The sequence below is a fragment of the Vibrio sp. V23_P3S9T160 genome (genome assembly GCF_963886625.1).
Classification (GTDB): Bacteria; Pseudomonadota; Gammaproteobacteria; order Enterobacterales; family Vibrionaceae; genus Vibrio; species Vibrio anguillarum.
Genome location: NZ_CAWPDB010000011.1, coordinates 1 through 24,036, shown reverse-complemented (window position 1 = coordinate 24,036; position 24,036 = coordinate 1). Strand labels below are relative to the sequence as shown.

Annotated in this window: 16 protein-coding genes and 1 riboswitch; of the genes, 12 read left to right on the top strand and 4 right to left on the bottom strand. The window is 45.8% G+C overall.

The genetic code is table 11. The annotated features are described in order from the left end of the window. Positions 1–266 precede the first annotated feature (266 nt). Positions 267–476 carry a hypothetical protein gene (locus AACU59_RS18145; RefSeq protein WP_202598904.1) on the bottom strand — a complete coding sequence of 70 codons (210 nt, stop codon included), beginning with the start codon at positions 474–476 and terminating at the stop codon, positions 267–269. Between the two features lie 118 nt (positions 477–594). Between AACU59_RS18145 and AACU59_RS00585 the strand changes: the two genes are divergently transcribed. The 3 genes from AACU59_RS00585 to AACU59_RS00575 all read left to right on the top strand — a co-directional run bounded on the left by AACU59_RS00585 (position 595) and on the right by AACU59_RS00575 (position 4,626). Beyond that, positions 595–2,484, top strand: coding sequence for a methyl-accepting chemotaxis protein (locus AACU59_RS00585; RefSeq protein ID WP_013868194.1), 1,890 nt, complete (start codon positions 595–597; stop codon positions 2,482–2,484). Between the two features lie 222 nt (positions 2,485–2,706). Then, complete coding sequence (locus tag AACU59_RS00580) at positions 2,707–3,189, top strand: Lrp/AsnC family transcriptional regulator (protein ID WP_010317305.1); 483 nt, start codon at positions 2,707–2,709, stop codon at positions 3,187–3,189. Between the two features lie 21 nt (positions 3,190–3,210). After that, a complete protein-coding gene (locus AACU59_RS00575) occupies positions 3,211–4,626 on the top strand; it encodes a coniferyl aldehyde dehydrogenase (protein WP_094145895.1) in 1,416 nt (471 codons plus the stop codon). On the opposite strand, the gene AACU59_RS00570 is transcribed toward AACU59_RS00575, so the two are convergent. Continuing rightward, the gene (locus AACU59_RS00570) at positions 4,623–6,521 is read right to left on the bottom strand and encodes an SgrR family transcriptional regulator (RefSeq protein WP_094145894.1); all 1,899 of its coding nucleotides are present in this window, start codon (positions 6,519–6,521) and stop codon (positions 4,623–4,625) included. The two genes, AACU59_RS00575 and AACU59_RS00570, sit on opposite strands and share 4 nt — an antisense overlap. A 145-nt stretch (positions 6,522–6,666) precedes the next feature. Here AACU59_RS00570 and AACU59_RS00565 point away from each other — a divergent pair, with 145 nt between their 5' ends. The 3 genes from AACU59_RS00565 to AACU59_RS00555 all read left to right on the top strand — a co-directional run bounded on the left by AACU59_RS00565 (position 6,667) and on the right by AACU59_RS00555 (position 8,544). Continuing rightward, positions 6,667–6,804 (top strand): hypothetical protein, encoded by a 138-nt coding sequence (locus AACU59_RS00565; protein ID WP_013868191.1) that lies wholly within the window; start codon positions 6,667–6,669, stop codon positions 6,802–6,804. A 181-nt stretch (positions 6,805–6,985) separates the two neighbouring features. Beyond that, positions 6,986–7,142: riboswitch (FMN riboswitch) on the top strand. Between the two features lie 92 nt (positions 7,143–7,234). Next, positions 7,235–7,891 (top strand): 3,4-dihydroxy-2-butanone-4-phosphate synthase, encoded by a 657-nt coding sequence (ribB, locus tag AACU59_RS00560; protein ID WP_094123326.1) that lies wholly within the window; start codon positions 7,235–7,237, stop codon positions 7,889–7,891. Between the two features lie 170 nt (positions 7,892–8,061). After that, a complete protein-coding gene (locus AACU59_RS00555) occupies positions 8,062–8,544 on the top strand; it encodes a YehS family protein (protein WP_038148283.1) in 483 nt (160 codons plus the stop codon). Positions 8,545–8,681: 137 nt separating this feature from the next. Here AACU59_RS00555 and AACU59_RS00550 read toward each other — a convergent pair whose 3' ends face one another. Continuing rightward, positions 8,682–10,343: a methyl-accepting chemotaxis protein gene (locus tag AACU59_RS00550; RefSeq protein ID WP_017042354.1), complete on the bottom strand. Its 1,662-nt coding sequence runs from the start codon at positions 10,341–10,343 to the stop codon at positions 8,682–8,684. Between the two features lie 291 nt (positions 10,344–10,634). On the opposite strand from AACU59_RS00550, the gene AACU59_RS00545 reads away from it, so the two are divergent. After that, positions 10,635–10,991, top strand: a complete 357-nt coding sequence (locus AACU59_RS00545) for a YibL family ribosome-associated protein (protein ID WP_026027197.1) — start codon at positions 10,635–10,637, stop codon at positions 10,989–10,991. 62 nt (positions 10,992–11,053) lie between these two features. On the opposite strand, the gene malT is transcribed toward AACU59_RS00545, so the two are convergent. Beyond that, the gene (malT, locus tag AACU59_RS00540) at positions 11,054–13,762 is read right to left on the bottom strand and encodes an HTH-type transcriptional regulator MalT (RefSeq protein WP_017046883.1); all 2,709 of its coding nucleotides are present in this window, start codon (positions 13,760–13,762) and stop codon (positions 11,054–11,056) included. A 586-nt stretch (positions 13,763–14,348) separates the two neighbouring features. Here malT and AACU59_RS00535 point away from each other — a divergent pair. The 5 genes from AACU59_RS00535 to AACU59_RS00515 all read left to right on the top strand — a co-directional run. Next, positions 14,349–16,802 (top strand): glycogen/starch/alpha-glucan phosphorylase, encoded by a 2,454-nt coding sequence (locus tag AACU59_RS00535; protein ID WP_013868184.1) that lies wholly within the window; start codon positions 14,349–14,351, stop codon positions 16,800–16,802. Positions 16,803–16,903: 101 nt separating this feature from the next. Continuing rightward, a complete protein-coding gene (gene malQ / locus AACU59_RS00530; protein ID WP_094145639.1) occupies positions 16,904–19,081 on the top strand; it encodes a 4-alpha-glucanotransferase in 2,178 nt (725 codons plus the stop codon). 181 nt (positions 19,082–19,262) lie between these two features. Continuing rightward, entirely contained in the window at positions 19,263–21,452 is a 2,190-nt protein-coding gene (gene glgB / locus AACU59_RS00525; protein ID WP_094145640.1) for a 1,4-alpha-glucan branching protein GlgB, read from the top strand. 290 nt (positions 21,453–21,742) lie between these two features. Further along, a complete protein-coding gene (locus AACU59_RS00520; RefSeq protein ID WP_013868180.1) occupies positions 21,743–22,261 on the top strand; it encodes an Hcp family type VI secretion system effector in 519 nt (172 codons plus the stop codon). A gap of 141 nt (positions 22,262–22,402) precedes the next feature. Beyond that, positions 22,403–24,036, top strand: a 1,634-nt coding sequence (locus AACU59_RS00515; RefSeq protein WP_141195625.1) for a type VI secretion system Vgr family protein, incomplete at its 3' end; no start/stop codon positions are given.

Here is a 24,036-nt window from a genome sequence, read left to right as displayed (position 1 = left end):
GTGTGCTTAGCAGAAAATAAGGAGATTGGGATGGACGTTTTTTGAAGATAGCTCACGAAACACACACTAAAGTTTGAGAAAAATGAACCTGTAGGCGCAAAATGTGTCAATTATCAATAATGATGCAAATTGTAGGGATTATTGGACCATGTCAAAAGCTTATTGCACCTGTTGTCGTAAAGAGACACCACATAAAGTCGTGATGAAGCGCTGTCAGTCAGAACCTTGTTCAACGTGGCAAGGTGTTCAAAAGTTTTTTGCGCTCATTATACAAGGTGAACCTCATTACAAAATGGAAAAGCAAGGTTTTTGCCGAGTGTGTAATCACCCATCAACATTAAGCCACACTGACTTCTCACGCGTCCGCGTTCTCTAAATACTTCCAGCACTGCGCTAAGTTTTTTGGCGTAGTGCGCTTCTCGCTCAAAAGATAATTTTGCTTTTATTCGGCTGACTAAGTTTGATTTAGCGCACATTCACGTGCCGTTCTATTGCACGAGTGTCAAGTATTGGGAACTTAGGCAAAGTAATAATCCATAGTTGTAATACTCTCAAGCCCATTACTTTGGTGAACAAGCTTCAAGGAGCATTGCAATGCAATTGAGTTTAAAGAGAAAAATGGTGTTCTCTGTGGTTGCTGCTATTACATTGACAGCCGCTGCATTGGTTATGGTTGGCTATCAAACCTTTAAAACCGACAGCTGGAGAGCGATTGAGAGTGAAGCGCGTAATACATTACAGGCTCATGCAAAAGGGATTGGTGACTGGTTTAATGGCAAACAAAAAACGCTGCTAGGATTAAAAAACGAAATCGAGCGTAATCCACAATTAGACATTGTTCCTCACCTACGCCAAACCTTGGAGTCTGGTGAATTTGGGCTGAGTTATTACGGTAATGAACAGGGCGATATGATCCGCAATGACGGATCGCGTAACCAAAATGGTTATGATCCTCGTGAGCGTGGTTGGTATAAAGAAGCCAAAGTCGCGGGTAAACCGATCACAACCGCCCCCTACGTCAGCGTTACCATGCAAACCTTAGTGGTGACATTGGCAGAACCTGTCCGTCAAAATGGCCAACTGATTGGCGTCGCCGCTTCCAATTTAGCTTTGGGTAAATTGATCAAGGACGTCTTAGCTATTGAGGTTCCCGGGAAGGGCAATGCTATTTTGGTGAATACCAAGGGGCTAATTGTTGCCCATCCCAATCAAGAGCTTATTTTAAAACCTACCCAAGAAATGGCCTCACAACTGACCATTCAAAGCATATCAGAGGCGGCAAATTCTCAATTACCACTCTTTGTTGATATTGATGGTCAGGCCAAAGTATTGATGGCGCAAAGTATTGAACATACCGACTGGCTGTTGGTTATGGTGATGGACAAAACTGTTCTTGAACAGCCACTCAATGATATGCTATTGAAACAGAGTTTGATTGGCTTGATGATTTTAGTGATCTTGGCATTAGCGACCTCATGGTTCGTCGCTCGTCAGTTGAATGAGTTGAGTAATATTGCTCAAGCTTTGTCAGATATCGCCGAAGGTGATGGCGATTTAACCCGTCGTTTAGCCGTTCGCAGTGACGATGAAGTCGGTATCTTAGCGGATAAGTTCAATAAATTTGTCGATCGCATCCATGTCATGGTGCAAAGCGTGCGTGATGTTTCCGTCTCCCTTAACCAAGGAGCGACACAGGCCGCGAGCTCAGCCAGTCAACGTAGTGAACGGATTCGTACTCAACAAGATGAAATTACTATGGTTGCAACTGCGGTAACTGAAATGGCGTCTGCGACCGCTGAAATCGCGGGCAATGCTGATAATACCGCTAAAAATGCCAATGAATCGGTTGAGCTTGGTGCACAAGGCTATCGCCAGATGCAGCAAAGCAAACAGTCAATCAATCAGTTAGCACAAGAGCTTAGCAGTGCTGTGGGCATCATTGGTGAATTAGAAGTGCACGCTAATGAGATTTCAACCATTCTGTCGACCATTCGTTCGATTGCAGAGCAGACAAATTTGTTGGCCTTGAATGCGGCGATTGAAGCGGCGCGCGCCGGAGAGCAAGGTCGTGGCTTTGCCGTTGTAGCTGATGAAGTCCGAGTGCTTTCTCAGCGTACTCATGCCTCTACCGAGGAGATCCAGTCTAAAATTTCCGGTTTGCAAAAGGTAACGACCAATGCTGTTTCTGTCATGACGGAAAGCCATAAACTGGTCGAAACAAGTGTGCAAGATGTGAACCATACAGGAGAAAGCTTACACGCAATCAGCGAAGCCATTCAGATGATCAGTGATATGGCAACACAAATTGCATCAGCAGCAGAAGAGCAATCTTTGGTGACAGCGGATATTAATGGCAACACCGAATCGGTACGTGAAGTCAGCGACCAACTAGCCAGTGATGCGCAAAATGCAGTGCAACAAGCTCATGAAATGCACCGTTTAGCGAATGAGTTAGATAAAGAAATTTCTCGTTTCAAACTGTAATCATCTCAACGTACTCAAAGTAAAGAGGCGATAAATAGATTACAACCAAGAAAGTGGGTGCTTGCTCACTTTCTTTTCCTTTTTTCTCCTCAGTCTTTTTATTATAACGTTCCTCTATTCTATGTGATTTATATCACAATGCCTTGTGATGATAGGTTGGTTTAACTCTGTAAGCCATTATTGTATGCCATATCACTTCTTTTGAGAGCGCCGTGCAAAACCATGAGCCTAGACCGCATCGACCAACAGATCTTACGTATTTTGCACAGTAAAGGACGGCTTCCCGTTGTTGAGCTGGCAAAGTTGGTGAATTTAACCACATCTCCTTGTTCTGATCGTGTCAAACGCTTAGAAAAGGAAGGGTACATCAAAGGCTACCATGCAGAACTGTGCCCAGAAAAGTTAGGTCTGGATGTACAAGTGTTCATTCATATTCGATTGGATCAAACCAGTTTCTCTATTTTTGAGCGCTTTTCACAAGCAGTGGCGGACATCCCAGAAATTGAAGCATGTTATTCATTGTCCGGTGATTTTGACACCATGATCAAAGTGAGAGTGAAAGATATGAAAGCCTACCAAAGTTTTATGTCTGGCAAGTTGGGTACATTGCCGGGAGTGATTCAAACGCGCAGTGAATTTGTGATTGAAGAACATAAAGCCAGCTTTGGCATTAATCCTGAGCTCATTTCCAAGACGCTGCCTTAGTTGCGAATGAGGTGAAATACGGTGCAAGAAACAGAACAGCAACAGCCCTTAACTAAAGACGTTACGACACTTTTTACTAGATTAAAACAGCAGACAATAGCAGAGCCGTATCCTAGCCTTGAGCAAAGACGTATTTGGTTGCAGCGCTTAAAAAACGCGTTACTCAGTGAACAGGCCGCGCTCGTTGAGGCCTTAAATCGGGATTATGGTTATCGAAGTCGCTTTGATAGTACGGTTTGCGATCTGCTACCGGCCGTTTCACACATTAATTACACGCTAAAACACCTCAAATCGTGGACAAAATCGCAATCGCGTCATGCAGGTTGGCTATTACTGCCGTCGACAGTGAGCGTTCACTATCAACCCTTGGGTCTTGTGGGGGTGATTGTACCTTGGAATTTTCCTATCGTGCTCAGTATGGCTCCATTAGTCACCGCATTGGCAGCAGGTAATCGCGCTATGGTCAAATTGAGCGAACATACGCCCTGCACCAACCAAGTGTTGATGCGTATTTTTGCGACGGTCGATGAAGCGGTTGATATTGTAGAAGGCGGGGCTGACGTTGCCGCACAGTTCAGTGCGTTACCCTTTGATCATCTGTTATTTACGGGGTCAACACCGGTAGGTAAATTGGTTGCCCAAGCGGCTGCGAAAAACCTAACACCAGTAACGTTAGAGCTTGGTGGAAAATCCCCCGTGATCATTGCACCTGATGCTGACCTTGCGCGCAGCGTTGATAACATCATGCTTGGCAAAGCCATCAATGCAGGGCAGATCTGTGTTGCTCCTGATTATGTTTTACTGCCGGAAGGCAAACAACAAGCCTTTATGGAGCTCTATCTGCAACGCTTTAAGCGCTATTTTTCCACTAAAGATGGCTACGATACGTCACATATTATTAATCAAACCCAGTTTGATAGGCTGCAACAATACTTAGACGATGCTAAACAAAAAGGGGCCACATTGCATCCCGTAGAAGGCGATGCAAAAGCGGGAACGTATCAATTTTTGCCTTGCTTAGTGACGAATGTGAAGGTTGATATGTTGTTATCCCAACATGAGATATTTGGCCCCATACTGCCGATATTGAGCTATCACAGTTTGGATGAAGCGATAGCTTATATCAACGCTCGCCCACGTCCGTTAGCTTTATATTTAATGAGTGATGATCACGAGGTGATCAAACAGGTTAGTACACAAACGCATAGTGGTGGCCTAGCTGTGAACGATACTCTGTTACATGTGGCCGCCGATGATGCCCCCTTTGGCGGTATTGGCGATTCTGGGGTTGGGCACTATCACGGGATTGAAGGTTTTAAGACCTTTTCACACGCCAAAACCGTATTGTTTTCTAAGCGTTGGTTGCCACGTAGCCAGTGGATGCTGCGTTATCGTTTAGTGATGCTGGCAATATTACGCAGGCTATTTATTCGCTAATCAATGGACCACACATTTTTAATATCAGGCCATCCCCAGTTGGTCAGTGCAACGTCTTTGAGCACACCCTGAAAACGTAATGTTTGCTTATGGTGGAACAAAGGGACGAGGCAGTATTCGTTGATCAAACTCGATGCTAGCGGTTCCAACGCGATAAGGTAGTGTGTCAATGGTGTCGTTGATCGAATGTCGATTAACGCTTTGAGCAGCCATTGGCTCTCTGCAGGGCCAATGCAATGGTGCAACATTGGGTTGCCAAATAAGTGACTAAATGCACTGAAATGCCGGTTGTCATCTAAATTAATATTGGTGATAACTATGGTCTCGTACAATTTGCCTTGCTGGGCCAGAAAATTCAATTCTCGGTAGGAGTAAATGTTGACGGCAGCAGCCAGCCCCATCTCCTCTAAAATATGTTTCACACCGAAGGCGCAATGAATCAGTACCGTGTAGTCATAGACGGCAATCGAGATTTGATTTGGCAGGCTTGCTTTGGGCGCTGGTGGTCGCACCACAGGTTGCCATACTGGCAGTAGGTTACTGGCAACGACTGCGTCAAACTTAGCTGGTTGTTGTGCTAAATAGTGCTCTAGTTTTTCTCCAGATATCTCGGTAGCTAGGTAGCGTTTCTGATTTTCATTAAGAGGTGAATGAGCACCTTGATTGAACAAAATAAACATGCAGCCATCTTCCACTCTTGATGACTGATTAGAGGTGATGATCGCCAGTTCTTCAACGTTACTCAGCTCTACATCGTGGTGGCAAGAGATGTTTTGTAGCTGATTTTTTTGCTTAATGTGCATGCCTTGAGGGTACAACTCGTCTTCATTTAAAATCCAAATTGTAACGTGATCCGTTAAAGCTCGGCAGCCATAGAATTGGTCAAATGCGCTTAAAATGAGTTTGTGAGGTGAGTGATCTTGAACTTGAAATGGGCCACAACCTGTCACCATTGGGGAGTATGCATTGTTCACTTGGCTGGCTGGTTGAATTGAATATTTGACGCCAGAGAGCAACCCTGCAAATCCTAAATCAGATTGATTAAGAGAAAATACTACTTTTTGTGGTTGTGGTGCGCTTACATCAACCAAATGCGCGAGCTCTTTTTTGTACTCTTCCAAACTAGAGAGTTTGGCAAATAAACTCACGATCGTATTAGCATCAATCGGTGAGCCATCGTGAAACGCTAATCCGGGGCGAAGATAAAATACCCACTGAAAATGTTGCGCATCATACTCCCAGTGATGGGCTAATTCTGGATGAAAGCGTCCTTGTTCATCACACTGGATGAGGCAGCAATAGATTTGCCTGAGCAGAAATCGCTCACTACTACGTTGTATTTGATGGGGCACTAGCCGTTCAAATGGTCGTTTATACGTCAGTTGAATGTGTAAGCGACCTTCGCGAATAGATGCGCCGGAAGTACTTTGCAACAAACGCCCAAACACTACCTCATCATTATCTAGTATGGTTAAGGCTTTTTCATATTTCCCAGCCAAAATTTGCTCTTTCGCGAGCGTTTGTTTGATTGTGTCTAAATCGAGGTTCAGGCGCAGTATCGAGCGTTGGTTACGTCCGACTTTGGGTTGCCAATTGAGCCAACCTTGTTGCTGCATTTTAGCCACCAGATTTCGTGCATGACGCGGTGAGGTGAATAAACATTCTGCAACCTGTGTTAACGACACTTTAATCTCTTGACCCACACCAAGCACGGTCAGGCGTGTGTAATAACGTAATAAAGTAAGATCAGACACTCGCAAATCCTCTGGATGAAAGGGAAGAGATAGGCAGTTCAGTTCTTCGCACGGCCTTGCGCTTTGCCCTCCTTGATGGTCAAGTTGTTTGGGTATAGTAGCGAATTTATGAAGAACCAAATAAGAAATATTAATGATTATTTGTTCCTCATTTATTGATTTTTAGTTTTTAAATATCGTTTTAAGGCTAATTTCGATGATATGAGGAATTAAAAAATAAAAAATTCTCAGTTTTTGTATTCCTTGTTTTGATTCACAATCAACGCATCGATAGCTGAGGAGGTGAATGATGAACGACCCCATAACGACTGACACCAAACAGCCAACACCGCTGGCGATCTATTACCGCCAGCGTTTAGAAAAATCACGTAACCCTATAGAGGTAATGGCGATTTTAGCTCTGATTCATTTATGTCACTGGTGACCATGAATAAAGGCATCTTGCATACCCTAAACTCTTGAGTTAGCTATGCTCCTGTTACCCCCAACTGCATAATTGCAGGATGCCTTTCCTTTTCGATATACATCACTTTTTCTTCGTCCTACTTTTCATCTTTATCGTAAACGACTACCATGACATCGCTTTTTTAAAGCCAATTTATATTTTAAATTCTCAGGGCGGGGTGAAATTCCCCACCGGCGGTGTGTTTGTTTTTTCAGTTGAGAAGGCAGATGAGCCCGCGAGCGCTCGATGTATCGAGGTCAGCAGATCTGGTGAAAAACCAGAGCCGACGGTTATAGTCCGGATGAGAGAGAATGAAGAGACGCCAGTTAGTTCGCTAGCTGGTGCAATTTGTTTTGGATTTGATCCCTCATAGCAGCCCTGATTCTGGTGATTTTTTAGGAGTACAACCATGAATCAGCTATCTCTACTTGCCAAATTTGGCGACCCTATTACTCGTGTTGAAAACGCACTGTCTGCGCTTAAAGAAGGGCGAGGTGTGTTGTTGCTTGATGATGAAGATCGTGAAAATGAAGGCGATATCATTTATGCGGTTGAGTCACTGACCACACAACAAATGGCACTGATGATCCGTGAATGCAGTGGCATCGTCTGCCTATGTTTGACCGATGAACAGGCTAATCAACTGCAACTGCCCCCGATGGTCATGCATAACAATAGCGCAAACCAAACCGCTTTTACTGTCTCGATTGAAGCAAAAACAGGTGTAACTACGGGCGTTTCAGCGCAAGACCGAGTGACCACAATAAAAACCGCGGCCCGCTTTGATGCTAAAGCCGATGATCTTGCACGCCCCGGCCATGTTTTCCCACTTCGTGCTCGGGCGGGGGGCGTTTTGGCTCGTCGTGGGCATACAGAAGGGACGGTTGATCTTATGCAAATGGCGGGTTTAATGCCTGCGGGTGTATTGTGTGAACTCACCAATCCTGACGGTTCCATGGCCAAAACACCCGAGATCGTTGCGTTCGGGCAAAAGCACAATATGCCTGTATTGACGATTGAAGATATGGTGCTGTATCGAACAAGGTATGATTTCAAATTAGCCTAACTGTGATGGCCCAGAGAGATAAAGCTTCTTTGGGCCAGTCGGCATCTTCTCTATTGCTCTACATCTAGTAAAATAGATAGGTGTCCGATCGCTCTTCTGCTACAGTGGCGCGCTATTTCTTCACAGTCTGTCATCTTGATGGCACTGGAAATCTAACCCTAGGATCTATTTTGACCAATAACGATATTTTACGCCGTATTCGCTACACTTTTGACTTTAAAGACTCAGCTATGGTTGAGATTTTTGCTGCGGCGGACGGCTGCGTTACTCAAGAGCAAGTGACTACTTGGCTAAACAAAGAGACGGAATCTGTGTTGAGTGATGTGGATCTAGCGATATTTCTCAATGGTTTAATCAATACAAAGCGTGGTAAACGCGATGGTGAACAACCTCAGCCTGAAACACGCTTAACCAATAATATGATTTTCATGAAATTGCGTATTGCGCTGGATATGAAAGCAGAAGATATTTTAGACACATTAGCTTTCATCGATTTTCGTTTAAGTAAGCACGAGCTCAATGCATTTTTCCGCAAGCCTGACAATAAACACTACCGTGAATGTAAAGATCAGATCCTGCGTAACTTTTTAATGGGTGTTCAGCGTCAGTTGCGTCCAGAAGATAAACGCGAATATCAAGAAAAAATCGATTAAACCAAAGAAATCTCCTGTAAGTCATTAGGGATCTCTTCATTGAAAAAAGCCATGTTGACATGGCTTTTTTACTTTTTTACTTAGTGATCAACGATCTTCATTCTGACGCTTACGAATATCAGTTTTACCTCTTCTTGCTAAACTTTAAAGCGGTCCACCAACTCATAGAGTTCGTTGGCTCGGCTATTCAGCTGTTGGCTACCCGCTTGGTTCTGATTAGCCAGTTCAGCCGATTGACTACTTTGATCAGATATCACCACAATACGCTCTGATATCTCTTGCCCAACAATACTTTGCTCTTCTGTTGCCGTTGCGATCAGTGCGTTCATATCCATAATCGTGGCAATAGAGTCTTGAATTTTTTGTAATGCTGTCGATGCGGCATTGGCTTTTTCTACGGTGCTTAAGCTACGGCTTTGGCTTGAATCCATCGCTTTAACTGCGGCATCAGAGGCATTTTTCAGTTGCCCGATCATGGCATGAATTTGCCCTGTACTGTCTTGGGTACGGCTGGCTAATTTTCGGACTTCATCCGCTACCACGGCAAATCCTCGTCCTTGCTCGCCCGCGCGAGCCGCTTCAATCGCTGCGTTTAACGCCAGTAGATTGGTTTGTTCCGCAATATCTTGGATAACCGCAAGTAGAGACGAAATGTTTTTCACATCGCCTTCCAGTTTTGAAATCACAAGGCTCGCTTCAGCGACCTCTTTGGCGAGATCCTGTACCGATTTTGCGGCTGAATCAACAATTTCATGGGCATCTTTGGCGTTGTCGTCAGCATCTTTTGCTGATTGAGCGGCATGATGGGCGTTGTTCGAGATCTCTGTTGCAGTCGTGGTCATTTCTGTCATCGCTGTCGCTACTTGATCGGTCTCTTCACGTTGCCCTGATGCAATGGCGTCAACTTGTTGTGCTCGTTGTGTCATGTCATTGGTTTCATCCACAACCTGTTGCCCAACTTGGTGCACGCGCGCAATGATACTTTGCAAGCTGGAGACAAAGGCATTGAAGTTATCACTTAATCTTGCAAATTCAGGGGCGTTGAATTTTTCCATTCTTGCAGTTAAATCAGCGTCACCGTTTGCAAATGAACGAATCGATAAATCAAATAGCTCGAGAGGACGCATGATACTGCGATTTAAAATGATGGCGAAAAAACCGACGATGAGGATAATGATCAAGCTCATCAAACCGATATTGACTAAACTGCTTTGCATATTTTCCGCAGCGAGTGTTTCCATGTTGGCGATTACAGCATCAATGTCATCGGTGTAAAAGCCAGTGCCTATCATTAGATCCCACTGTGGCAAATAGGTAGAATAGGCCAATTTAGGTAGTGGTGTCGTCTCTCCCGGCTTGGGGAAATAGTAGGTAGTGAACTTATCTACTTTGGCATTTTTGATTAAATCTTGGATTAAATAGTTGCCATGCGTATCTTGCATGTTCCAAAAGTTATCGCCTAAACCAGCATTACTTTGGCCCAGTAGTAGTCGATCCCCTTTGCTATTGTAGCCAAAGATATAGCCACTATTTTCAAACGCGATGTCACGCAGTATGGTGATGGCTTCGCTGAGGGGAGCGTTCTTTTGTTTGAGTGATTTGAGCGCTGTATCGGCAATTTGCAGATATGAACGCAGCTCATTTTGTTTCATCTCCATCATGCTAGCGCGGGTAGCAGCCATTTGTTCGTGATTCAGTTTTTGTGTTTCTGAAAAACTGAGATACATCATACTTAACGAAATAATCAGTAGCGGAACAATGGATAGCACGTAGAGTCTTTGGCGAATAGTCAGGCTCATGGTTATTTCCTGTTGTTATGTTATTGGCCTTGGTACTTTAACTGACGGTTGACATGCTCGTTGTTGTTATAAATATAGCTTAGCTAAGTTTGCGGCACCGCGTCTTACAAAGAGCATATTTTCATATGAAAAATGGGTGTTATGTCAAATTGGAATGCTAAGTAGAGTTGTTATGCCCTCTATGACTTGCCAGTGGCTTTCATTTCACTGGTTTAAGCTTAATTTCTATATAGAGTATAGATAGGCTGTGATATACTCCGCGCCCACTTTACTTTCGAAGAGCCAGTGACCATGAGCCTGAAAAATGAAATTCAACAACTCAATAACCGTTTAGATACGTGTCGCCATAAGCTCGATGCGGCTAAAGGTCGTGGCGATCAAGTAATGATCAGCAAATTTACCGATGAAGTAGAACAACTGACGAAAAAGCTCGCTCAAGCAAAACACAAGCAAAATTATACGGTGAGCAAAGAGCGTAAGAGTTTGCTCGATATGCCATTTTCTCGTGAGTTGACCAAAGCCGAACAGGCCGATTTAGGTCAATTGAAAAAGTCAGTTAAAGGTTTAATCGTGGTACACCCGATGACAACAATGGGCAAAGAACTGCGTTTAGAAGTGATGACTGGTTTCGCTCCAAAAACCTTCTAACCATCATTTTTTACGATCAAAAAGAGCCAGATTATCTGGCTCTTTTTGATCGTACCTGCGACTCAATAGCCCATAAGTTGCAATAAATTCTCGGCGGTGTGGATTGCCTCTTTGCGGTTAGCAATATTCAGTTTTTGGTATAGGTTGCGGATGTGGGTTTTTATAGTGGTTCCTGCGACATCCAACTCTTGTGCAATTTGTTCATTGCTAAACCCAGAGTAGATAAGCCCCAATACTTGCCATTCACGTTGAGTGAGTGGGCTGGTACGAACCAGTTCAGGAATATTTGGGTGATTAACCAGCTTCTCAACAAACTCTTCGTCGAAATGGACTGATCGGCTGCGCTGAGTGGTAGAGATCTCTTTCATTAACTGTTGTGCGCGGTGGCGTTCCAGATCTCCCAATTCGGATCGGCTAGAGAGTTTTTCCAACAAGTGGCCGATCTGCGAACCATCGATTAAAAAGTTACCCACCATACCCGTCTGATTGGTTAGCTGTAGCGCCTCTTTGAGTTTTTCTTTCGCCACTTCTTCATTGTGCACTGTGGTGGCTAGAACGGCTTCGAGGATCAAATTACGGTTTAGGTCAGTAATCAACTGATAAGTTTGCGCTTCGTGCTGCATAAACGTCAAAGTTTGAGTCGCATCTTCCAAATGACCTAAGTGAATCTGAACTCGAGCAATATTGCGCCATTGAAGCTGTGAAAAGTGATTGCATGCTTTTTCTGGTCGAATGGTGGTCTTGAGCCACTGCAACATTGCTTCATCATTGCCACGAGCTTGCCAAAATAGAATCAGTGAGAGCGAAGCATTCGCCGTCCAGTCTACGTGATAAGTCGATTGTTTTAGTAAGTGCTGTATTTGTTCGATGAACTTACCCGCTTTATCGAGTTCACCGCGGCCAATAGCAATACGTGCCAGCATAGAATAACTGTGCAGATGTTTGCTTGGAGAGTGGTTGCCCAATACGCGTAGTCCTTTATAAGCGCATTCTTCCGCTTCATCCAAGCGGTTCCAGCACCACAGGATTTGGGCACGTATCCGTAGTAAGAACTCATGCAATGGCACTTGCTGCAATTGCTGCTCTTCAATTAATTTGAAGGCAATATCCTGCACTTCAAAAGCGGCTTGCACATAACCTTGGGCAATCAAGATCTCGCTTTGCTGTAGTAATGCCCATAGCGCTTGATGGTAAACCTGATACTGGCGTGCCAGCTTTTCGGTTTGTTGCATCATCGAGAGTGCACGGCTTAATTGACCGAGCACGTGGTTCACTTCGCCGACGACTGAAGTGGCGACAATACGACTGCGGTAAACGGTGTGATCCAGTTGGCTCAGTGCTAACTCCGCAAGTTCTAAGGCTTTTTCTGGCTCATTTTGGTTGATCGCGACTTGAGCACGTAGGGCATTGAATTCGCCTTGTTCTTTGGTGCTTAGCTGAACATTGAGCGCTTTCATCTCGTTGGTCGATTTGGTTAGCAGATCCCCAACGTCAAAGTAGCGGTGCTGACTTTGAGCCAGCCAAGCTTGTAGCATACACAGTTTAGGCTCGCGATAGAGTTGGGCCGGAGAGAGTTGGTTAATGGCCTCTTCGAGAGCCAAAAGCTCGCCTTGGTTGAACATCTTCCAGCCAAATTGCGTCAAGATAGTAGCGAGTAAGTCAGTATCGTTGGCGAGAGTGGCGTGACGCAACGCTTGATGAGGTGTGGCTTCTTGCAACCAAGCGTGCGCGGCGGCACGGTGTAGATCGTGTTCCTGCTGCGGGATGCGCGCCAAGCGTTCATGAGAGAGGAATTCCGCAAATAAGTTGTGGAACCGGTACCAGTTGTGCTCACCTTCCAGTGGATAAATGAATAAACCATAGCGGTTGAGCGACTCAATCATGCTCAGCGCGTCGTCACGTTTGGTGAGTGCAGAGACTAACACGTCATTAAAGTGATCGAGCACCGAGCATTGCATCAAAAATTGGCGCGTTTCTTTATCCAGCAGATCAAACACTTCCTCAACTAAGTAATCCCATAAATGTGCATGATTAAACTGCGATACCGACTCCGCTGTTTGAGCCAACGTGCGCTTTTGGTGCTGTGCTTGTAAGGCAATCAATTGCAGTGCAGAGGGCCAGCCTTCGACATAGGTGCACAAGTTGTTGGCAGTATCATCATCCACGCCATCAGAGACCCGTTGATTAAAGAATCGTGTTGTTTCTTCGGTATCAAAGGCGAGTAGCTCGTTACCAATTTCGATCATCAAATCGCGTACGCGCAAGTTGGCCGTGCCTAATGGTGGTGTGGCACGGCTAGTGACGACCAGCGTTAGGTTGTCTGGCATGTGTTTGAGGAAAAAGCGCATCGCTTCGTGGATATCGTCATCGGCGATCAAATGGTAATCATCGAGAACCACATAGCACTCTTTGTTAAAGCCAGACATTTCCGAAAACACTTCACTAAATAGCGAGTGTAAAGAAGAGAACTGGCGTCGCTCGGCCAGTTTCTGGGCATTTGGACAACTTTGCTGAGTCGCTTTATTAATCGCTTGCAGTAAGTAGTTGATAAATCGGAACGCATCATTGTCGCTTTCATCGATGCTATACCAACCCACATTGGTTTTGTCTGATAACCATTGCGCTGCCATGGTGGTTTTTCCATAACCTGCAGGCGAGCGAAATAGCACGAGTTTGTAGCAAGGTGCTTGGGCAAGCAGCTCTAACACACGCGGGCGAACGATGGCGTTGTGTAGGCGGCCGGGACGAGTAAGCTTAGAAGGTATCCACATCTTCCAGATTCCATTTATTGTTCTTGTTACTGACTTAAAAGCTGATCGCAGCTTTGGAGGTGCTTAGTAAGAAGAGCATCATTATTTAGGAGTACACAAGTGAACTATCACTCATTTTGTGTGGATGTTACTTGATGTCGTGACGCACGTTTATTGATCCATCCCGAGATTCTTGCAGGATTCACATTTACTCATCATCTACGCCCTGTAATTGTGACTTGAATCACTAAAACTTCTTTGTTATGCGCTATATAAAAACTGAGCATGTACAAAATCTCATGTAATTTGTAAATGAAGCTCATTTTTTTGAGAGCCAATTCTCATATTGAGAGATTGATATTCCCGATCGAAACCTTAGCGTCATGAGCGGTATTTAGGCTAGTGAGCAAGGTGATGTGATCACAATCACTGCTTATGAACCGCTATGTGCAACGAATGAGAGATAGATCACTGCGACTCTGGTGCTCGCCCTCTACGCCCTGAGCCCTCCTCCTAAACGAGGTCATTTTTAGGAGGATGCCGACCTTGCGTAGCTGATGCACGATATGCCGAAGATGAATTAAAACGACTAAGTGAGATTTCGCTAATGAAACCTACGCAACAGAAGAAGTTTGATAAAGCTTCGTTCCAAGACAACGTAAAGAAACACCTGACTGCCACCTACGCTACCACCATTGAAAATGCAGATAGCCGTTCATGGTATCTTGCAATGGGGCGCGCACTGGCTGAATTAACGATGTTTGATCTACTCGAAACTGAGCAAGACGAGCGCATTGTTAACGCTAAGGGTCTGAACTACTTATCACTTGAGTTCTTGATTGGCCGTTTAACGGGCAACAACCTCATCAGCATGGGCCTGTATGAGCAAATCACGGAAGCGATGGCTGATTTAGGTCAGAACCTAACGGATTTATTAGAAGAAGAACGTGATCCATCCTTAGGTAATGGTGGTTTAGGGCGACTTGCGGCATGTTTCATGGATTCGTGCGCTGCGCAAGAGTACCCAACCGTAGGCTATGGTTTACATTATGAATATGGTTTGTTTAAGCAATCTTTTAGTGAGGGCCACCAACAAGAAGCTCCTGATGAGTGGCGTTGTGTTGAAGGCTACCCGTGGGAAGTGGCACGACCACATCTAGCACAAGAGATTGGTTTTTACGGCCATGTTGACGTTATCAATGACAATGGTGTGGAAAAACGCCGTTGGATTCCGAGTATGTTTGTCCAAGCAATGCCTTGGGATTTACCGATCGTCGGCTATGAAAGCGACACGGTTTACCCACTTCGTTTATGGGAATGTCGCGCAATTGCGCCTTTCTCACTGGCTGATTTCAACAACGGTAACTACTTTGAAGCACAGCATGCCTTGATTGATGCAGGCAACATTACCAAAGTACTTTATCCAAACGATAACCACGAAAAAGGCAAGACACTGCGTTTGATGCAGCAATATTTCCATAGCGCGGCGTCAATGCGTGACATTTTGCGTCGTCATGCGGCGGCGGGTCATGACATTGCTGATCTTCCTAAATATCAAACCGTTCAGCTAAACGATACTCACCCAACGATTTCCATTCCTGAATTGATGCGTATCTTGATTGATGAGAAAGGCATGGGCTGGGATGAAGCATGGGCGATCAGCTCAAAAACGTTCGCCTACACCAACCATACGCTACTGCCTGAAGCACTCGAAACGTGGAGCGAGTCGTTGATCCAGCGTTTGCTTCCTCGCCATATGGAAATCATTTACGAAATCAACCACCGCTTCCTGCAAGAAGTACGAGCCAAGTGGCCGGGTGATGTGTCGAAACAGCAAAAACTCTCCATCATTCAAGATGGTTTCCACCGTGTAGTGCGTATGGCAAACCTTTGTGTGGTTGGCTCTTACGCTGTGAACGGTGTGGCGGCGCTGCACTCGGAGTTGGTAAAACGCGATCTTTTCCCAGAATTCCACGAGCTTTACCCAACACGTTTGCACAACGTAACAAACGGCATTACGCCGCGTCGCTGGTTGAAATTTTGTAACCCAGGTTTGTCGGCGCTTATTTCGGAAAAAATTGGCACTGAGTGGCCAGCGCACCTTGACCAGCTAGAAGCGATTGCGCAATACGCTGACGATGCGAAATTCCAAAAAGAGTTTATGGCGGTTAAGAAACACAACAAGCAGCGTCTGGCTGATTGGGTATCAGAGAACATGGGTATTGAGCTTGATACCAATGCCATCTTTGATGTGCAGATCAAACGCTTGCATGAATACAAACGTCAGCATTTGAATATGTTACATATTCTCTCTTTGTATCATCGTTTAGTGAATGACCCAACGTTCGATATGACGCCGCGCGTGGTGTTCTTCGCGGCTAAAGCGGCACCGGGTTACCACCTAGCTAAAGAGATCATCTACGCCATCAATAAAATTGCGGAAAAAGTAAATAACGATCCGCGCATTGGTAACAAGCTAAAAGTAGTTTTCATTCCTGATTACCGCGTGAGCATAGCTGAAATCATCATTCCTGCTGCCGATGTATCCGAGCAAATTTCTACCGCAGGTAAAGAAGCATCCGGTACCGGTAACATGAAAATGGCGCTAAATGGTGCTCTAACCATAGGTACGATGGATGGTGCAAACGTGGAAATTCGTGAGGAAGTGGGTGATGACAACATCTACATCTTCGGTTTGGAAGTGGACGGAGTCGAAGCATTAAAAGCCAGTGGTTATAACCCATATGATTACTACAATGCGGATCCGCTGCTTAAGGCTTCACTGGATTTGTTGGTGGGTGAAGAGTTTACCCCAGGCGCTCCGGGTAAATTGAAAGCCACGTTCGATAGCTTGCTTGATGGTGGTGATCCATACCTAGTGCTGGCTGACTTCGCTTCGTATGTACAAGCGCATCAGGCGATGGACAAGCAGTACCGTGACCAGGCTGGCTGGGCGAAGAAAGCGATTCTTAACACCGCGTTGGTGGGTAAGTTCAGCTCTGACCGCAGTATCCGTGACTACGTTAACAACATCTGGAAATTAGAAACCGTTAAACGTTAATTTTCAAGTAAGCCAAGGCCTTAGGGCCTTGGCTCTATGATGACTCATTATAATAAAACCCTACCCATTTGAAGGGGAAAGAAGTCCCTTCGGAGAAAGCGATGAAACAACTAAACGCATTAAAACAAGTAGCGGCGATGGCGAACATTGCCGACAGCTACATAAGCGCGTGGGGCGACGAAGCGAAAGTGGAAGATGAAACCATTATCCGCTTATTGGCGTCTTTGGGCTATGACACAACCAATGATGAAACTCTGCTGAAATCAGCAGAAAAGAAACACAAAAAAGATGTATTAGATCCTGTTCTCGTTATTCGTGAAGGTGAAGCGGTGGAAGTGCCACTTTATCTAGGTGCCAGCGCACGTGAAAGCGAATTTAACTGGCGCTTAGAAACCGAGCAAGGAGAGGTACTTGAAGGCTATCTTCAATCGCAAGTCGTTCGTGATGAACGCGCTGAGGGTGGCCCTTTAGTGTTTGCATTGCCAAGCGATTTGGCATGGGGATATCACAAACTGTTGGTGACACGGAAACGCCGTAAAGCACCGTATGAGCTCACGCTGATAGTGACGCCAAAAGCCTGTTACAAACAAGCACCTATTACTGAAGGTAAAAAATTGTGGGGCCCGAGTGTGCAGCTTTACACGCTGCGTACTCAGCACAACTGGGGTATTGGTGATTTTGGCGACTTAAAACAGTTAGTGGCGGATATTGCCTCTCGTGGCGGCGATTTTGTCGGCCTTAACCCGATTCATTCTCTCTTTCCTGCAAACCCTGAAGGAGCGAGTCCTTACAGCCCATCGTCACGCCGTTGGCTCAATATTTTATACATTGACGTGAGTTCAGTGCCTGAATTTGCTTTGAGTGCGGATGCGCAGCAAAAAGTAGGCAGTGCGGAGTTTCAGCAACGTCTTCAGAAAGTACGTGAAGCGCATTGGGTAAACTATACAGAAGTTGCAACATTAAAAATGAGTGTCTTGCCACTCCTGTTCACCGAATTTAAAAAACGCCATTTAGATAAAAATAGCGATCGCGCACAAGCCTTTTTGAATTTCGTTGAAGAAGGTGGTGAGAGCTTAGTGCACCAAGCGGCATTCGATGCGCTGCATGTCGATTTACATGCCCAAGATCCGAATGTATGGGGTTGGCCGGTTTTCCCTGAAAAATATCGTCGTTTTGAAAACAGCGCAGTACAGAAATTTATCGAAGACAATCAAGATAAAGTTCACCTATACATGTACTTGCAGTGGATTGCTGATGGCCAAATTAATGAAGCCCAAGCACTCGCGGAAGAAAAAGGCATGGCGGTCGGCTTATACCGCGACCTTGCGGTGGGTGTGGCTGATTCTGGCTCTGAAACTTGGGCTGATGCCGGTAACTTGATTTTAGACGCCAGCATTGGCGCACCGCCCGATATTCTTGGGCCACTGGGTCAAAATTGGGGCTTACCACCGCTTAATCCACAAGTATTACAATCAACCGCTTACGATGCTTATATCAAGCTGCTGCGCGCCAATATGAAACATTGTGGTGCGCTGCGCATTGACCATGTACTTGGTTTACTGCGCTTGTGGTGGGTACCAAAAGGTGAAAATGCCACTAAGGGTGCTTACATCTACTACCCAGTACAAGATATGCTCGCGATTTTAGCGTTGGAATCTCACCGCCATCAATGTAGCGTGATTGGCGAAGATTTGGGTACAGTACCTGATGAAATCGTCGATATTTTAGCCGACGCGGGTGTTCACTCTTATAAAGTGTTCTTCTTTGAAACCGCAGACGATGGCGGCTTTATCTCACCGAAACATTACGCCGCTCAGTCGATGTCGGCACTGTGCACACATGATATGCCAACGTTGCGTGGTTTCTGGCATTGCGATGATCTCAAAATGGGGAGCGAAATTGGTTTGTACCCCGATCAAGCCCAGCTCGAAGCCTTGTTTGAGGACCGTTTGAAATGTAAACAAGGCATTTTGGATTCGGTGGCATGGCATGGTTATTTGCCTGAGGGTGTGGGGCGCGATGCAAGCCTTGTTCCAATGGATTCGTATTTAAGTGAGGCGCTGCAATTGCACGTTGCATCTGGCGCATCGACCTTGTTAAGTATTCAGTTAGAAGATTGGTTGGAAATGGATAAACCCGTTAATATTCCGGGTACCGTTAATGAGTACCCTAACTGGCGTCGTAAACTTTCAATGAATTTGGATGAAGTATTTGCGCGTGATAATGTCAATCGCATTGCTGCACGTTTAACGGAAGTGCGAGCGAGTGTAAGTAAATAATCACTTACTGAATAAACCTTGATGTGACTTAGTGTTATCTTTCTTAATCATGGCATGAAGAATTTTAGTCTAGGTCACTCAATGTAACAGCAGAGTTCGGTACACTGAACCTCGCTAGTATGCCCGCCATTTTAGCGGGCATTTTTATACGTTTAAAGAAAGTTAGGTTAGGAGTAGGGATATGAAAACAAAAAAGCTTTCAAAGCTAAAGCAGGCATATAGCCAACTTTCCCATGCATCATTTACAGATCCATTCTCATTTTTAGGCCCTTACCTTGCACCCGATCAAGGTGCGCTACGCGTTTGGATGCCGGGTGCCGAAAAAGTTGAGCTGGTGGTGGAAAATCAACCCCGCATTCTACTTGAGCGTGAAGATGAGTCGGGTTTCATCCTCAAATCAGACATTGATCTACGTTTTACCCACTACCAATTGGCGGTCGATTGGGCAGGTGTCGAACAGCTCATCGATGACCCATATCAGTACCATGGTTTATACGCTGAATATGATGATTTACATACGCCGAAATCGATGTATCACCACATGGGTTCGCAGTTCGTGACCATGGAACGTGGTGGTAAACAAATCTCAGGTATCCGTTTTTTAGTCTACGCACCGCATGCAAAAGCGTGCAGTTTGATTGGCGCATTTAACCAATGGGACGGACGTCGTAATCCAATGCAGCGCCTTGATTACGGTATCTGGGGAATTTTCATGCCCGACTTACCCGAAGGTACGCAATACAAATTTGAATTGAAAGGGCCTCATGGTGAAGGGTTACCGCATAAAGCCGATCCTTGGGGTCACTATGCCGAGCAGTACCCTTCATTTGCCTCGGTAACATACGATCATCGTCGCTATGAATGGCAAGACAGTACGTGGCAAGCTCGCCCCATCACCGAAAAGCGCAAGCAAGCGCTCTCTTTCTATGAGTTGCACGTGGGCTCTTGGCGTCGTAATTCGGCGGGTGAATTTTTAAATTATCGTGAGTTGGCCGATCAACTGGTGCCTTATTTGGTCGATTTAGGCTATACCCATGTAGAGCTTATGCCCGTTTCTGAGCATCCATTCTATGGTTCTTGGGGCTATCAACCTGTTGGCTTATTTGCGCCAACGAGCCGTTTCGGTACGCCTGATGATTTTAAATATTTCGTTGATCAATGCCACCAAGCCGGCCTTGGTGTGGTGCTCGATTGGGTTCCCGCACATTTTCCTGCCGATAGTCATGGCTTAGCCAATTTTGATGGCACTCCTTTATTCCATGACCCTGATCCACGCCGCGGCTGGCATCAAGATTGGAGTTCGTATATTTACGACCTTGGCCGCGAACATGTGCGCCGTTTCTTAGTCTCGAATGCGTTATATTGGTTTGAACAGTTCCATATCGATGGCATTCGAGTAGACGCCGTTGCTTCGATGCTCTATCTCGACTACTCACGCAGCCATGATCAGTGGATCCCAAATGTGGATGGCGGCAGAGAAAATTACGATGCGATTGCCACCTTAAAGTGGATGAACGAAGAAGTGTACAAACACTTCCCGAATGCTATGACCATTGCTGAAGAATCAACAGCTTTTCCCGGCGTTTCAGCGCCAACCTTTATGGGTGGCTTAGGCTTTGGTTTCAAATGGAATATGGGCTGGATGCATGACAGTTTGGCCTATATAAAAGAAGATCCTGTCCATCGTAAATACCATCACAACGTCATCACCTTCCCGTTAGTCTATGCACACAGTGAAAACTATGTGTTGTCGCTATCGCACGATGAAGTGGTGTATGGAAAAGGTTCGATCCACAACAAAATGCCCGGCGATGAGTGGCAACAAACGGCAAACTTGCGTGCTTATATGGGTTACATGTATGGCCAGCCGGGTAAAAAACTCAACTTCATGGGCACTGAATTTGGTCAAACGGCAGAATGGAATCATGATGACCAACTTCAGTGGTTCTTATTGCAGTTTGAACGCCATCAAGGAGTGCAGAATTTAACGCGAGATCTCAATAAGATGTATCAAGCCGAGCCTGCACTTTTTGAGTTAGACAGTGAGCCTCGTGGCTTTGAGTGGCGCTTACAAGATGCGGCCGATGCGAGCATTCTTGCGCATGAGCGCATGAGTGACTGTGGTGAACGTATTTTAATTATCACCAATTTTACCCCTGTTCCTCACCAAGCGTTTCGTTTAGGTATGCCTGTCAAAGGTGAGTATCAATTACTGCTTAATACAGATGATAGACACTATGGCGGTAGCGGTTTTGAAGTCAAAAACCGTGTACTGACTGAAAACGTTGAGAGTGAGGGTTTAGACCAATCTATTTTGGTCTGTGTACCGCCACTGGCAACTCTCTACTATAAGCTAGAGACAAGGGTATAGTTGTCAACCCCATTGCAATTTAATGAGTTGAAGGGTTTCTTGTGAAGTCTCAACATCAAAATCCCGATTTACAGTGTGAATCGGGATTTTTACATCTGGCTGTCTCAGAATGAGGGTAAGTTTTTACCCATCGAAGCAATATCTTGCTCATGCTGGGCAGGTTTTTGCTCAATCAAAAATACATACAATATAAGTGTTTGATTTTAAATGGTAATAGAGTTGGCACTGACTTTGCTCTATGACGAGTGAACTTGTTTCATACCATTCATCATTAAAGTAAGGAATTTGCAATGCCAACTCCATGTTATATCTCTATCGAAGGCGAAACTCAGGGCCTGATCACTGCTGGTGCTCTGTCTACTGATTCAATCGGTGATGCGTTCGTTGAAGGTCATGAAGACCAAATGTTGGTTCAACAATTTGACCACGTTGTAACTGTACCGACTGATCCACAATCAGGTCAGCCTTCTGGTCAACGTGTTCACAAACCATTTAAATTCACCGTAGCGCTAAACAAAGCGGTTCCTCTTCTTTATAACGCACTGGCGTCTGGCGAGAAGATGAAATCGGTTGAGCTAAAATGGTACCGCACTTCTATCGAAGGTAAGCAAGAGAACTTCTTCACTACTACACTCGAAAGCGCGTCTATCGTGGACATTCACTGTGAAATGCCACACTGCCAAGATCCAGCGAACGGCGACTTCACACAAAACGTTACGGTTTCTATGTCTTACCGTAAAATCCTGTGGGATCACGTGAATGCGGGTACTTCAGGCTCTGACGACTGGCGCAAGCCTGTTGAAGCGTAATCACGCTTAGTTTTTGGGTCGCTCACTCGTGTTTCATGTCCTTGGGGTGAGTGGCCCACACCAAAACCTTAAGCTCAGTACGTAGCCTAGTTATGTATTGAGCTTAAGGTTTTTCGACATTCAAATGTGGAAGGTAAAAAGATGGCAAGGTTAAGTTTTAGGCTCACCGTGGAGGGTTTGGCAGACGACACGTTAGTGGTACGTGAATACCAAGGCGTGGAATCGCTGTCTGATAGCGCGCAAGCGGGCCTGCATTGCTACGGTTTTCGCTATGAGATAAAACTGGCCAGTCGCCAATCTGGCTTAACGGCGCTGGAGCTGGTGGACAAAACCGCTCAGCTTGAGATGTTGCGTGATGGCCTTGTCGTGCAGCGCGTGCACGGCATTGTGCGCCAGTTCAGCAAAGGTGACATCGGCCATCATCACACCTTTTACTCACTTACCTTAGTCCCGGCATTAGAGCGGCTATCACTGCGCCAAAACAGCCGTATTTTCCAGCTCAAAACCGTTCCCGAAATCCTCTCCATCGTACTGCAAGAAATGGGCATTAACGACTACGCCTTCTCGCTGAAGCGCGAGTGTGCACAGCGTGAATTCTGCGTGCAGTACCGTGAGACGGATATCGACTTCTTGCACCGCTTAGCCGCCGAAGAAGGCTTGGTGTATCACTTCATTCATGAAGAGGGGAAACACACCCTCTTTTTCAGTGACGACAGCCAAAGCCTGACGAAGCGAGAAACGCCTATCCCTTACAACGCCCTCGTAGGTGGCGTGGTGGAGAGCCCTTATGTGTCGCAATTAACGCAACACAGCCAAACTGAAGTGAGCCACAGCGCGCTGCAAGATTACAGCTTTAAAAAGCCGAGCTACTCGTTTGCTCAGCAAGCGCAAGGGCGCGAGATGGATTACCAGCAAGCGACCTACGAGCACTTTGATGCACCGGGTCGCTTTAAAGACGACATCAGCGGCAAAGCCTTTAATCAAATTCGCTTAGAGTACCTACGACGAGAAGCGCGTACCGCGAGCGGAAAAAGTAACCACCCCGGTTTACAAGCGGGCACAAAGTTCGACTTACAAGAGCATCTTGACGACAGCGCGAACCGCGACTGGGTTGTAGTGCAAGTGCATCATCAAGGGCGTCAGCCACAAGCATTGGAAGAAGAGGGCGGCAGTGGCGCGACCACGTACAGCAACCAATTCACGCTCATTCCTGCTGATGTCACGTGGCGTGCGACACCGCAAGCCAAACCTCAAGTGGATGGCCCTTGCATGGCATTGGTGGTGGGGCCTGATGGCGAAGAAATCTTCTGTGACGAACATGGCCGCGTCAAACTGCATTTCCCGTGGGACAGATATTCCAACGGCGATGAACACAGCTCATGCTGGGTGCGCGTCTCACAAGGTTGGGCTGGCAGCCAATATGGCATGATAGCCATTCCGCGCATTGGTCATGAAGTCATCGTCTCGTTTCTCAACGGCGACCCAGACCAACCGATAGTGACAGGCCGTACCTACCATGCCACCAACAAAGCGCCGTACACACTGCCGGATAACAAAACCAAAACCGTGCTGCGCAGTGAAACGCACCAAGGAGAAGGGTTTAACGAGCTGAGTTTTGAAGACCAAGCGGCGCAAGAGAAAATCTACCTACACGCGCAAAAAGACTTAGATGCCTTGGTGCTCAATGACGCCACGGCGCACATCAAGCACGACCAGCACCTCACGGTGGATAACGACCAGTTCACGTACGTTAAACATAACCAGCACCTCACGGT